The sequence below is a fragment of the Pseudomonas oryzihabitans genome, from assembly GCF_024652905.1.
Classification (GTDB): domain Bacteria; phylum Pseudomonadota; class Gammaproteobacteria; order Pseudomonadales; family Pseudomonadaceae; genus Chryseomonas; species Chryseomonas benzopyrenica.
The window spans coordinates 86834-98312 of sequence record NZ_CP102430.1; the positions used below are offsets into that span (position 1 = coordinate 86834).

Genomic DNA, 11479 nt, shown 5'->3' on the forward strand with positions numbered 1-11479 from the left:
GTGTCTCGATTGACTGGGTGTGATTGAGGATGAGTGTGTATGAAATGGGAATTCTTTGGGAGTCATCAGCGTCGCCGGGATGGAGAGGTGCATGTCTCCCGGGATAGGGTCATTGGTGACTCCCCCCGGCGACATTAATGCCTCCCTACCACCCGAAAAAAATTTCAAATTCCCTCAAAAAAGTAGCCTTTTCCTGCCGAACGGCTGGAAATGACCAGTTCCACCCTGGATACGACTTTCAAACTCTCGATTAAAAAGTCTACCGCGACGTCCTTACGGGTCTGACTACCTACCCCTCCAAAGCCGCAGCAATTTACGCCGCTTGGCTAGCCGACTGGCCAACCCTGGATTACTGTATATCTAAACAGTCCTTCGGCGGTGCCGTATGTACATCCTCAAATTCCGACCCCTCGCTCCATCGGCGCTGACTCTGAAAGTGATGCCAGGCTGCGCAGCTGGTGGATTTCCCAGCCCTGCAGCTGACTACTACGAACCCCCACTGTCACTCGATGAGTTGATGAACATCCGTGCCCCGCACGTCTGGCTCGTCGAAGTCGAAGGCGACAGTATGCGCGACGCCGGCATCTTCCACGGCACCCGCCTGGTCGTGGATCGATCCATCACCCCATGCTCTGGCCACATCGTGCTGGCCTACGTGGACAATCAGCCGCTGGTGAAGCGGCTGGCCAAGTCCCCTTCGGGCTGGTTGCTTGAATCGGAGAATCCCGCCTATCGCACGATCAGGCCCGAGGAATACGGCGCGATTGAGGTGTTCGGCGTCGTCACCTGGGATCTGACCCAACATGCCCAGTGACTCACGGCCACAGGTCTTTGGCCTGGTGGACGTGAATTCCTTTTACTGCAGCTGCGAGCGCATATTCCGACCCGAGTTGAGGCAGCGGCCTGTCGTCGTCTTGTCCAATTCGGACGGCTGCATTGTGGCTCGTACGACCGAGGCGAAAACCTTGGGGCTGAAAATGGGAGATCCCTATTTTAAGGTGCGCAGGTTCCTGGAGCAGAACGGCGTCGCCGTGTTCAGCAGCAATTACACCCTGTATGGCGAGCTGAGCCACAGAGTCGGCCTGGCCATCGCCTCCCTGGTGCCGGAATGGGAGCGGTACTCCATCGATGAGCTGTTCGTGCAGCTGGACGGGCTACCCGAGCCGTTGGCCGACGTGGGCCGTGCGATACAGGCCCGGGTGCTGCAGTGGACGGCGCTGCCTGTAGGCGTCGGTATCGGCCACACGAAGACCCTAGCCAAAGCCGCCCAGCATGCCTCCAAGGTCTGGCGAGACCGCACGGGGGGCGTGGTCGATCTACGCAAACCCGAGGCAGTGGAGTGGTTGCTGCGGCGCATGCCGGTCGATGAGGTGTGGGGGATCGGTCGGCGGATGCGGGACAACCTGGCCCGCGATGGCATCGCTACGGCCTGGGAGTTGTCCAGGGCGGATCCGCGAGCCATGGGCCGCAAGTACAGCATTGTTCTTGAGCGCACTATCCGAGAGCTACAGGGCGAATCCTGTCTGGATCTCGAACTGTCGGTGCCGGCGAAGCAATCGATCTGTTCAAGCAAGATGTTTGGCCAGCGGGTGCATACCCTCCAGGCCCTGCACGAAGCCCTGGCGACGTATGTGCATCGGGCCGCTGAGAAACTGCGGAAGCAGCGTTCACTCTGCGGAGCCCTGCGGGTGGGTATCCAGACCTCGTTCCATGGCGACGGCCCGAAGTATGCGAACGCGGTGACGTGCGTTCCGGCCTATCCAACCGATGATGTTCGGCAGCTGACCAAGTACGCCCTGCAGGCCGCGCAGGAGATCTTCCGGCCCGGCTTCGCCTACAGCAAAGCCGAGGTGCTGCTGATGGATCTACGCAAGCGAGGGGAGTACACGGAAGACCTGTTCACCCCAAGCCAGCCAGTGCGTACCGACGCGCTGATGGAGGTGATGGACAAGATCAATCGGCGCTGGGGGCACGACTGCCTGCGAACCGCTGCTGTTCCCCTGTCTCCTGACTGGGGCATGCGTAGAGCGCTGCTGAGCCCCAGTTACATGACCAGCTGGGGCCAGCTGTGGAAGGTGCAATGCCGCTAATTCTCGCGTGCGAGAATTCTTACACGCTGAGGGCCTTGGCAGGTGGAAACGGCGGAATAGCTTTTCCTTTGGGGTCGCTATAGGCATCCCAATACCACCACCCAGTCGGGGTGTACTGATCGTCGTAGTAAGTCGCCTTTTCGGCTTTTCGATCCAGGTAGTCCTGGTCGTTCCTGCCGTAAACCTCCATCGGAACGTGCCGGCCATTGCCTACGTCGGTCAGCCAGAAATCGGGGAAAACCAGCTCTTTACCGGCATCGAATCGCATCGGTTTCACGAATGCTCGCCTTTGCTCACGCAACTGCTTCTCAATCTTCCACTCGTACCCGGACTCAACCGGCACCCATGCCTGCGAGACGATCATCAAGGCGATGTTGAGCACTTGCGTCTTATAACGGCCCTTACTGTCCTTCTCAGGCTGGTCTGTCTGCATGATGGCGACCACAGGGCATTTCTTCCGCCATGCAAGCATCGCAAGCGGGTAGCTCTGGACGGCCTGATCCCATAAATCGGGGGTGATGTTCAGATACGGTAAGCCCCAGCCGCTATCGATCTTGATACAGCGACTCATGGCCTCCTCGATGTCTGCAGAGTGCTCGGCCAGCTGGCCGATAGCGATCAGGCGACGCTTGTTCTTGGCGGCGCTCTCCACCTTGCCCCTATTTGCTGTCTCCTGGTCGCCCCGCGTGCCCGCAACAATCAAAGCATCGCCAATACGCATGCGCGATACAACGACTCGCTTCGCCGCACGCAACAAGCGGGCGTGAACGGGTCCTATCCAGCGATTGCCCGTGTCGGGGTCCCACTGGTTCAGCCTCGCTTCGGTCCAGAGCAAATGCAGCAACCCGCCCAATGTCATGGCGGGTTTCGAGGTTTTCGAGGTGCTGGATTTTGCAGTCGTCGGAGCCTCTACCTCCACCAGCTGGACATCGACAGGCTCCTTCTTCCGTAGCGACAGCGTGAGCTTCACCCTCAGCTTACCGTCGTCGGTTTCCTCTACTACGCCCACGCTATAGGCTCCCAGCCCGGACTGTTCGGGCGCCTCCGCGTAGTACTGGCAATTCACCGCGTGCTCTGCGCCTGTACGCGGATAGCGGGATAGGTGATAGGAATCCTTTTCCGACCTGTAGCGTACGGCCAACAGGCGGTCGCCAGATCCTGGACACAGGCAGCGTACAAGATCTTTGCCGTGTGCCTTCTGCAGTACCGCCTTCCACTTGGCAGCATTCTGGCGGGCCGTCTGGTAAGCCTCGGAGTAGCGTTCTACCTTCGCGCCTTCGCCGATACTCACTGGATAGCATTTGTCGGACATTGGTGAAAACTCCGTATCCCTGGGCAACTGCGGGAACCTGATGTAGCATGAGAACTGGATTTTGCTCCTTCGCAAAACCCTAGAAACCCGCTTGCATTGCCGTGCAGCGGGTTTCGCCTTTTCTGGCCTGACAAATTGCTACGTCGAGGTGCCTGGATCCGTTACCGCGACCCAGCATTTCGCACCGTCGTAGGCATTGCCGCCCTCGGCAACGAACACATGGCCATCTTCATCGATTGCATAGGCCCCTGGTTGCTCATGGTTGGCGTTGCGCAAGCAATCTTTCCAACCATAGGCCTGGCCTTGCCACACAAGCACGATGCCTCCCTGACGTTCAGGGTTTGTCCTGCGGTAAGTGCGGGCGACCGCTCGCACGGTACTCAGTAAATAGCCCATTGGATGACTCCGGTAGGTGATAGCAGCTGGCTGCATCAGCTGCTGTGAGGAATCGACGGCATGTCCGGAAGCATGTTGTCGAATGAGTCCTGGGCGGGTGGTTCTTCGCCAGGCCCTGACGGAAGTTGGATATCGCCGTCGTCCATGGTGGGCAGTTGCTTGAGCTTATCCGTCCCAAGATCGGACTGGTCCTCGGTCGAGACCAGAACCCGGGCGCTGAAAAGGGCATACTGCAGATTGTCGCGCTTGTCGGCCCAGGCGATGCGACTGTTGACCACGTAGGCCAGTGTCCCGCCACGTTGGCCACCGACACTGATCGTCTGGACCCAGTTGTGTTTGGTCAGTACGCTGATCGCCCGTTTCGTGGTGGCTACAGAGGTGTCCATCAGCTTGGCCAATGTCGCTTGGCTGATGATCAAAGCCCCTTGCTTGTCCATGTGCTGCACCAGGATGTGCATGAGCTGGGCAGCCCTGGGTGCCTGAGCTGTGAGCGCGGCCCAAGCTTCGTGCCCGGCACGTTCGGTCTGAACCCAAGTGCCGCGCTGAGCTGGCTGGGCCAGGGCGCGAATGTCGTTCTTGTCGTCAGTCATGAAGACTCCCGCTGGCTGTGCTTCGTGTTCGATATCATGCAGATTTGTCAGATATCGTTCATGGATGGAACTAGCCTAGCTCATCCTGTGAGCGATAGATAGCTCATCCCTGCTCGATATCTTCCAAGGTTTGCGCGATATCGTTCAGCCATGAGCGAGGGGTAGCTCATGGTGGGGGTAGCTCATGGGGTGAGCTAACCTAGCTCACGGATCGTGAGCGAGGGGTAGGTCATAGATAGTGAGCGACGGTCGCTCACAGAGCATGAGCGAAGGTTGGTTCACGGTATGAACCAGGTGCCGGCCTGCAGGCCGCATTGCTCAAGGGTTCGCTAGTCGTCCCTCTTATGATCTCCTAACCCCTGATGCTTTTGCCGTGGCTAGCAGGTCCGCAAAATCGCCTGCCGGCGGCGGCCAGTCGTGAATACCTGACAGACTACGGCTGCGCCTTCGCTAGTCAGGAATCCCCGACCGGCTTCTGTGGAAGCTCATCGCGTATACGCATAACCGTCGTTGTCGAACAGGTAGCGTGCCTTGCCGTGGCACGGATACCCAAGCCCGCATCTAGCAGCTCACGGACCCGTTTTCGAAGATCCTCATCAACCGGCCTTCCGCGATAAACCCCTGCAGCCTTTGCCTTGATGATGCCCTGGGCCTGCCGCTCGCGACGTTGCTGGTAATCCTTCCTGGCAATCGCTGCCATCATGTCGATCATCATGTAGTTGATGGCCGATAGCATCCGATCGGTAAATTCATCGCCCGAGGGCAGGGTGATGCCCTGGTGGCTGGTCGGCAGGTCGATGGCGACAATCCGTAGACCTCGCTGATCAATCGCTGATCTGAGTTCCCTCCAGTCCTGGTCGCTCATCCTCGATAGCCGATCAATGCTCTCGACCAGCAGCACGTCCCCGCGCCTGGCATCTTTCAGCAGCCGGATCAGTTCGGGGCGATTCGCGTGCGTACCGCTGACGTTTTCCATGTAGCTGGCCGCGATGGCCAGGCCGAACCCCTGGACGAACGTCTCCAGCTGGTCGCGTGCGCGGCTAGCATCCTGATCCGCCGTCGATGCTCGAAGGTAGGCTCTGATAAACATTAGGGGCCTGTATCAATATGGGTGTTACTGAATGACTGTATCAAATAGGGTGTACATTAACTAATCAGCTAGCTCGACTGGATCGAGGACCGCACGTATCAGTTGATGTATACCCTATTGTTACACGTCAAGCGGTAACGACGCTGATCAATCCGAGGGCTTTCACTCGTCGAGATCCTTCGGCGTCATCGACTGGTTCTGCCAGTACCGCTGGCGTTCTGCCTCGGCCTCCTGAACGAAGCGGTCGATCATTTCGACAGGGCCACAGATTTGGGCCGTACGCCAGCCTTCGGGTGTCTGTGTGAGATAGGCCGAATAGATCTTGTCGCGAATCGCCAAGGCCCTTTGCTTTGTCAGGCCATGTGCATTGGCGACCGCTACAAGGCCCTTGCCTTCCACCAGTATCTCGAATGCCGCGTCCAGGCTCCGTGGGTGCATCTTCGAAGTGCTGCGGATCCGTTCGAATTCCTCTCGCGGTATCCGCATGTCCTGGTCAACGTGCCGGGTACTCATTCGGGTTTCCAGACTTCGGCCAGCTTCTGGCGAGCGGCCTCCAGTTCGGCCTTGAGATAGGCATTCTCAGATTCCAGCGTCTGCACCTGGGCTTCCAGCACCGACTTGCTTTCACGGAGCTTATCCAGCTCGTCATCGAGTAATGCTTGAGGGGCCGGGGCAGGGGAGGCAGGGTTCGTGTCGGTTTTTTTCGACCCGGCTTTGTGGACGCGCAGGGCTTTGGTAGCGCGCAGGGTGGTGCGGACCTCCTGACGCAGGTTGAGATCCGGATTGTCATCGGCACGGTTGATCAGGTCTGCAGCAGCTTGCGGATCTAGGCGCTCAAGACGACCGATGTCGTTCACCGTCGATATGTCAGCTGTCACGCCTCGCGTTACCGCTTCTCGGCTGGCACCGTCGCGACTCACGTTCTCCAGATAGGCCAGGCGCTCGGCCACCCAGTTGAGGCCCTTGTTCCATTCTGCAGCCACCTTTTCCAAGGTGCCCAGCTCGTCCTTGCTCTCCTTGAGTGCCAGGGCCAGGTCGAGCTGAGTCAGGTTCTCACTATGGACATTCTCGGAACGCTGGATACGTCTTGCCTGTGCATCGGTCAGGTCTTTGACCACGGCCATGACCAGCACGCCCGCGATGATGCAAGCGCGATATCGACGTTCGCCGGCGACCATCAGGTATTTGAAACCGGACTCCGGATTCGGGTGAGGCCGCAGCACGCATGGCTCGATCTGCCCATTCTCGAGAATGTCCTGGGCCAGCTCGTTCAAGGACTCTTCGGAAAACCCCGGATTGTCCTTGCGGCGAATCTGCTTTACGCACTCGATCTCGCCCGGGCTGATCGACTCGATGCGGGACCCGTCGTTGATGGTCGGTCTTTTCTGGAAGTCCGATAGTTTCTTGGCCGTCGCGGTGGCTGCTCGGCCAAAGGCGTTTTTCTTCTCCGTCATGATGCGGTCCTCACGCTGAGTAGATCTTGCTGAGTACAGCCTCGCAGGCCTCTTTCATTTCCTTTCCCGCCGCACGCTGACTGCCACTTCGCGCCTTCCACCAGACCGGGGTGCCGTTGGCCAGCGCCTTGTTGATGCAAGGCCGGTGGGTGATCTGCTGGCTGAACATGGCGTCGCCGTGTTCCTCGCGAAGACTGGGCAGGATCTCCAGTTCCTCAGCGGACCGGCTGTTGATCAGGTTCGGCATGAAACCGAGGAAGCGCAGGTCGGGGTTGTACTGTTCGCGGACCGTTTCGATTGTCGCCATCAGCTTGGGCATGCGGGCCAGGGTGAAGGCACTGATGTTGAAGGGGGTCACGACCGAATCGGACGCCGCCAGGGCCGCGATCATTCGGCGCTGCAGGTTGGGAGGGGTATCAATCAGGCAAAGATCGAACTGGTCAGTGAAGCGATCCAGAGCCTTGCTGAGGTTGGTCACCACGTCCAGGTCCATGTCATCGACATCGAGCAGCGCGACATCTGCCTCGATAAGCCAGATGTTCTCGGCTACCTGTCGCGGCTCCAGCTGCTGGTGATCGTCGCTGAATAGCTGGCTCGCAACCAGGTAGGGCGAGTCGTCGTCTTCCTCTACAGGCGGGAAGAACTGGGAAAGGTCGCTTTCGTCGAGATCGACGACTAGCACGCGCTTGCCTTGCTCGGCCGCATAGCAGGCGAGGTGGGCTTCAAGGGTGGTTTTGCCTACGCCACCTTTCTGGTTCGCAACAGTGGTGCGTTTCATGGTGCCCTTCCTGTGATCTCCGATGGAGCAGTGAGTGGATGTGGCACTATCCTTTCACTGGTAAACCCCTAAGTCAATATCTTTTAGGGGTTTACTTTCTCGCATGCGAGAACCTGTTTTGGGGCTGCTACAATCGGGCTATGCCATTGATTTAGCCGTGGGCCAGTTTCCTTGCGCGTGTCTAGATCAATGGTTAGGGGGTTGGCCGGGGCGGCTCCTGGTCAACCTCCGCACTTCACACAAGGCGCCTATTCGGCGCCTTTTTTGTGACTGATCGGGCATAAATTCGGACTGATATCAAAGTGCCCGCCGTAAAGTGTCTATTAAGTCACGGACACAACTCCTTACATTCAACACCATCCGCACCACATTGAGGCGCCATCAATTGGCCACCTCAGTATCTGGCACCGATGCGTCTAGCACGGGCATTTGAGCGATTTCCACCCTCATCAGGGACCGGAAAAATCCATTCAAGACGGCGATTTAGCAGCACAGCTCACAGAAAGCCAGCCAAGGCGATGTGACTTCTCTCGCACAAAATCGCGATTTCAGAAAACAAAACCTTGATTTCATGAAACGAAAAGCCTATTTTGAATCACGAAACACGGAAAACGCCATTCAAAACCCCAAAGAGGAAGAAAATGCGAGGTGGCATCTAGAAAGAAACCGTCGAGGTCAGCACTATCCGCCCTGTTCTTAGCTACCCGCTACCCAGAGGCACTGATGCAGACCCTAGACAAGAAAGAACTCGCCACTTTTGTGCGAGCACAGCCTGACTACCGTGTGTACCTAAAGGAGACCTGGCTCGACTCCAAGACTCGCAATTGGATCCTCGTTATTGAGATTCCATCCACTGAGCAACTTTTCACGGTAGTTACCACGCAGGGAAAGACTCGACATTTCAAGATGGTTGAAACCGCGATTGATTTCGTCAAAGAGACCTGCCCCAACAACCAAAATAAAGCGGTAATCGTAACGTACGGGGATGCCCCGTCATGACTAAAGAGGATGTAAAATGCAACGCTCTGAACTCAAAGCTGAATGCAACGTAGGTAACAACGATAAACAAAACTGGCGTACTTGGCTCAAGGCCAAAACTGCAACTACCCTGAAAGCTGTATTCGCTCAAAAGACTCCCTCCCATAAAGCCCTGATGCGTGAGGACTGGGTGGCCAAGGCCACCAAGTTCGCGGTGCTGGGCTCGTTCCTCTCCCTCGCGCTCTTTCCTGAATTCGCCAACGCGGCCATGGATTTCAGCGGGCTCAAGAAGCTGGCGAAGGACGTCGTATCCTTCCTGATCTTCGACGTCGGCTACTACCTGGGCATCGCAGCCATCGCGTTCTGCGGCTTCCAGGCCAAGTCGGGCCGCATGTCCTGGGGTCAATTCGGATGGGCCGTCGCTGGCGTGTTCCTGGTCTTCTTCGCGCCGAACCTCGTGGACACCATCAAGGAAGGCGCTCAAACGCAGCTGAAATAACATGGCCGAGAACGACGACCTTGAACAAGGTGAAGTGCTCGTTCTGGCAATGGCCCGACCTTCAATGGTCGGCCCATTTACTCTGTCGAGCATCCTAATAAGTCTGATCGCTCCAGTAATTTGCTCATTACTGATCCGCTCATTGTATCCGTTGGGGCTTATTCCATTACTGTTCGCCGTTTCCTACTGGATATGTAGCAAAGACGTATACCTATTCGGTGTATTGCAAGCGGCAAGCAACTTGAGAGCTTCACGGCTACGCAAACTTTGGGGGTATCGCAGTTATGCGCCTCGTTGATACCGCATTCAAAAAGCTGACGAAAAACATGGATCTGTCGCTCGGCGTACAACAACCCGAGGGCGCTGCGCTGGATGACGACGAATTGCTGGTCAGCGCAATGGTCCCGTACGACGTTCACTACGACGACCAGACCGTAATGACCAGCGAGGAAGCATTGGTGCAGGTCATCAAGGTGGATGGCCTGCTGTTCGACTCCCTGTCGGCTGAGCAAATCAAGCGCTTCGAGCATCAGCGCAATACTGTGCTGCGTACCGTGGCCAGCAGCGACATGACGATCTATGTGCATGTCGTTCGCCGGAAGACCACTGACTTCCCCGATGGGGTCGGCAGCACCTGGTTCGCGCAGCAGTACAACCAGCGGTTGCGCAAGCGCTATGAAAGCCGGGGCTTCTTCGTCAACGACATCTATATCTCGCTGGTGAGAAAGCGTTTCCGTGCCGGCATGCCTGGTCTGATGGACCGGGCCGTCGCCCTGATGACCGGCACCGAAGCCAGCAAGACAGAAGCCGAGTCGATGGAGGCCATGGCCGACGCGCTGTACAAGGCGTCCAACCTGGTGCTGCGTAGCCTGTCCGACTACGGCCTTCGTCGCCTGCAGATTCAACGGCACCCGCAAGCTACCGACGGGCTGATAGATCGCGAGAGCGCGTTCCAAGCTGTCCAGCGGTACAGGCTCAAGTGGGCGACCTTTAAGACCGAGCTGGGCGATCTTGAAGAGTACGACGCAGAGGCGGTGTATGACTTCCTCGGTGAAGAGTTCTGCGAGCTGAGCAGCTTCTTCAACTACCTGATCAACCTGGATGATCGTCGCGTGCCGGTCACTGATCTCAAGATCAATGAGGCGCTGCCCTACGCTCGGCTCAATTTCCGGGTGCTGGCCAATATGTGCGAGGTGCGCGGCAGCACGTCGTCGAAGATTGGCGCCGTACTGAGCATGGGTGAATGGCCCCGCCGTACGCCCTCCCGCATGTTGGACAAGTTCCTGCAGCAGCCGGTGGAGTACGTCATTACCCAGTCGTTCTCGTTCATCAACCGCATCGAGTCGGAGCAGGGGATGATGGATGAAACCCGGCGCCTGACGGTGGACGACAAGCACAATATCTCCGAGGACGATCAGAAGGAGCTCAAGCAAGGCATCAGCGACCTGCGTCGGGGAAACGCCGTCAACGGCGCGCACCACCTGACGATCTTCGTGCATGTCGATTCGCTGCCGATGACCACCGAGGCCAATCGCGAGATCAATCGCCGCAACCTCGATCACGCGGTCGGCCTGGTCGAAGGATGCTTCGTGGAAATGCTGGTGAAGCCGGTCCGCGAGTGGTTCGCCCTGGAAACGTTCTTCTGGTCCCAGCTGCCTGGTCAGAAGGAAGCGCTCATCGGTCGTCGCGGCAAGATCAAATCCACCAATTTCGCCGGGTTCGCGTCGCTGCACAATTTCGCCCGCGGTCGTCGTGATGGCAACCTGTGGGGACCGGCGATCACCGCGTTCGAGACCGAGAGCAATACCCAGTACAACTTCAATTTCCATCGCGAAATGGAAGGCATGGTCGCCGGCCACACGGCAATGGCAGCCGATACCGGGTCAGGCAAGACAACCCTGCTAGCGGCCCTGATCAGCGAGGCAGATAAGGCACAGCCGCTGGTGTTCTGGTTCGACAACCGCTACGGCGCCAAGGTGTTCATGAAGGCAATGGGCGGGATCCATACCACCCTGTCACCTCATGGCCAAATGCGCTGGAACCCGCTCAAGCTGCCCGATACCCCGGAAAACCGAGCGTACCTGGTGGACTGGCAAGTCCAGATGCGTGAGTGCTACGCGACCACTCCGACCAGTGCCGACGACATCAAGCGGTTCAAGACCGCTGTCGAGGAAAACTATCTGCTGCCCGAGCAGGATCGCCGTCTGCGCAATGTGGTGTGGACCTACGGTCAGGGCGAGCTGGCCGACGTGATGGCCATCTGGCACGGGGCCAAAGGGGTCACAGGGGCGA

Annotated in this window: 13 protein-coding genes; 6 read left to right on the plus strand and 7 right to left on the minus strand. The window is 57.9% G+C overall.

Features of this window, described 5'->3' with window-relative positions; genetic code table 11:
* Positions 1–385 precede the first annotated feature (385 nt).
* Positions 386–814 (plus strand): LexA family protein, encoded by a 429-nt coding sequence (locus NRG74_RS24345; RefSeq protein WP_257706799.1) that lies wholly within the window; start codon positions 386–388, stop codon positions 812–814.
* The gene (locus NRG74_RS24350; protein ID WP_257706800.1) at positions 804–2090 is read left to right on the plus strand and encodes a Y-family DNA polymerase; all 1287 of its coding nucleotides are present in this window, start codon (positions 804–806) and stop codon (positions 2088–2090) included. The genes NRG74_RS24345 and NRG74_RS24350 overlap by 11 nt, the downstream gene beginning before the upstream one ends.
* Positions 2091–2109: 19 nt before the next feature.
* On the opposite strand, the gene NRG74_RS24355 is transcribed toward NRG74_RS24350, so the two are convergent.
* From NRG74_RS24355 to NRG74_RS24385, 7 genes are all read right to left on the minus strand, one after another.
* Complete coding sequence (locus NRG74_RS24355; RefSeq protein ID WP_257706801.1) at positions 2110–3402, minus strand: DUF1173 domain-containing protein; 1293 nt, start codon at positions 3400–3402, stop codon at positions 2110–2112.
* Positions 3403–3540: 138 nt separating this feature from the next.
* Positions 3541–3798, minus strand: a complete 258-nt coding sequence (locus NRG74_RS24360) for an antirestriction protein ArdR (RefSeq protein WP_074585186.1) — start codon at positions 3796–3798, stop codon at positions 3541–3543.
* A 35-nt stretch (positions 3799–3833) separates the two neighbouring features.
* The gene (locus NRG74_RS24365) at positions 3834–4388 is read right to left on the minus strand and encodes a hypothetical protein (RefSeq protein WP_074585187.1); all 555 of its coding nucleotides are present in this window, start codon (positions 4386–4388) and stop codon (positions 3834–3836) included.
* Between the two features lie 454 nt (positions 4389–4842).
* Complete coding sequence (locus NRG74_RS24370) at positions 4843–5478, minus strand: recombinase family protein (protein ID WP_257706802.1); 636 nt, start codon at positions 5476–5478, stop codon at positions 4843–4845.
* Between the two features lie 162 nt (positions 5479–5640).
* Positions 5641–5991, minus strand: a complete 351-nt coding sequence (locus NRG74_RS24375; protein WP_257706803.1) for a transcriptional regulator KorA — start codon at positions 5989–5991, stop codon at positions 5641–5643.
* Positions 5988–6932, minus strand: a complete 945-nt coding sequence (locus NRG74_RS24380; RefSeq protein ID WP_074585189.1) for a ParB/RepB/Spo0J family partition protein — start codon at positions 6930–6932, stop codon at positions 5988–5990. The genes NRG74_RS24375 and NRG74_RS24380 overlap by 4 nt, the downstream gene beginning before the upstream one ends.
* A gap of 10 nt (positions 6933–6942) precedes the next feature.
* Positions 6943–7710: a ParA family protein gene (locus NRG74_RS24385; protein WP_064308178.1), complete on the minus strand. Its 768-nt coding sequence runs from the start codon at positions 7708–7710 to the stop codon at positions 6943–6945.
* A 723-nt stretch (positions 7711–8433) separates the two neighbouring features.
* On the opposite strand from NRG74_RS24385, the gene NRG74_RS24390 reads away from it, so the two are divergent.
* From NRG74_RS24390 to NRG74_RS24400, 4 genes are all read left to right on the plus strand, one after another.
* On the plus strand, positions 8434–8709 hold the full coding sequence (locus NRG74_RS24390; protein ID WP_064308179.1) for a hypothetical protein: 276 nt from the start codon (positions 8434–8436) through the stop codon (positions 8707–8709).
* Between the two features lie 16 nt (positions 8710–8725).
* Positions 8726–9187 (plus strand): TrbC/VirB2 family protein, encoded by a 462-nt coding sequence (locus NRG74_RS24395; protein WP_082900428.1) that lies wholly within the window; start codon positions 8726–8728, stop codon positions 9185–9187.
* A gap of 1 nt (position 9188) precedes the next feature.
* Positions 9189–9485: a VirB3 family type IV secretion system protein gene (locus tag NRG74_RS24495; RefSeq protein ID WP_074585191.1), complete on the plus strand. Its 297-nt coding sequence runs from the start codon at positions 9189–9191 to the stop codon at positions 9483–9485.
* A partial coding sequence (locus tag NRG74_RS24400) for a type VI secretion protein (protein WP_257706805.1) occupies positions 9472–11479 on the plus strand: 2008 nt, incomplete at its 3' end. The genes NRG74_RS24495 and NRG74_RS24400, both read left to right, overlap by 14 nt.

Bases quoted from the DNA above. Each gene is read 5' to 3' on its own strand.
- NRG74_RS24345 (WP_257706799.1), top strand. From the start codon at position 386: ATGTACATCCTCAAATTCCGACCCCTCGCTCCATCGGCGCTGACTCTG.
- NRG74_RS24350 (WP_257706800.1), top strand. From the start codon at position 804: ATGCCCAGTGACTCACGGCCACAGGTCTTTGGCCTGGTGGACGTGAAT.
- NRG74_RS24355 (WP_257706801.1), bottom strand. From the start codon at position 3,402: ATGTCCGACAAATGCTATCCAGTGAGTATCGGCGAAGGCGCGAAGGTA.
- NRG74_RS24360 (WP_074585186.1), bottom strand. From the start codon at position 3,798: ATGGGCTATTTACTGAGTACCGTGCGAGCGGTCGCCCGCACTTACCGC.
- NRG74_RS24365 (WP_074585187.1), bottom strand. From the start codon at position 4,388: ATGACTGACGACAAGAACGACATTCGCGCCCTGGCCCAGCCAGCTCAG.
- NRG74_RS24370 (WP_257706802.1), bottom strand. From the start codon at position 5,478: ATGTTTATCAGAGCCTACCTTCGAGCATCGACGGCGGATCAGGATGCT.
- NRG74_RS24375 (WP_257706803.1), bottom strand. From the start codon at position 5,991: ATGAGTACCCGGCACGTTGACCAGGACATGCGGATACCGCGAGAGGAA.
- NRG74_RS24380 (WP_074585189.1), bottom strand. From the start codon at position 6,932: ATGACGGAGAAGAAAAACGCCTTTGGCCGAGCAGCCACCGCGACGGCC.
- NRG74_RS24385 (WP_064308178.1), bottom strand. From the start codon at position 7,710: ATGAAACGCACCACTGTTGCGAACCAGAAAGGTGGCGTAGGCAAAACC.
- NRG74_RS24390 (WP_064308179.1), top strand. From the start codon at position 8,434: ATGCAGACCCTAGACAAGAAAGAACTCGCCACTTTTGTGCGAGCACAG.
- NRG74_RS24395 (WP_082900428.1), top strand. From the start codon at position 8,726: ATGCAACGCTCTGAACTCAAAGCTGAATGCAACGTAGGTAACAACGAT.
- NRG74_RS24495 (WP_074585191.1), top strand. From the start codon at position 9,189: ATGGCCGAGAACGACGACCTTGAACAAGGTGAAGTGCTCGTTCTGGCA.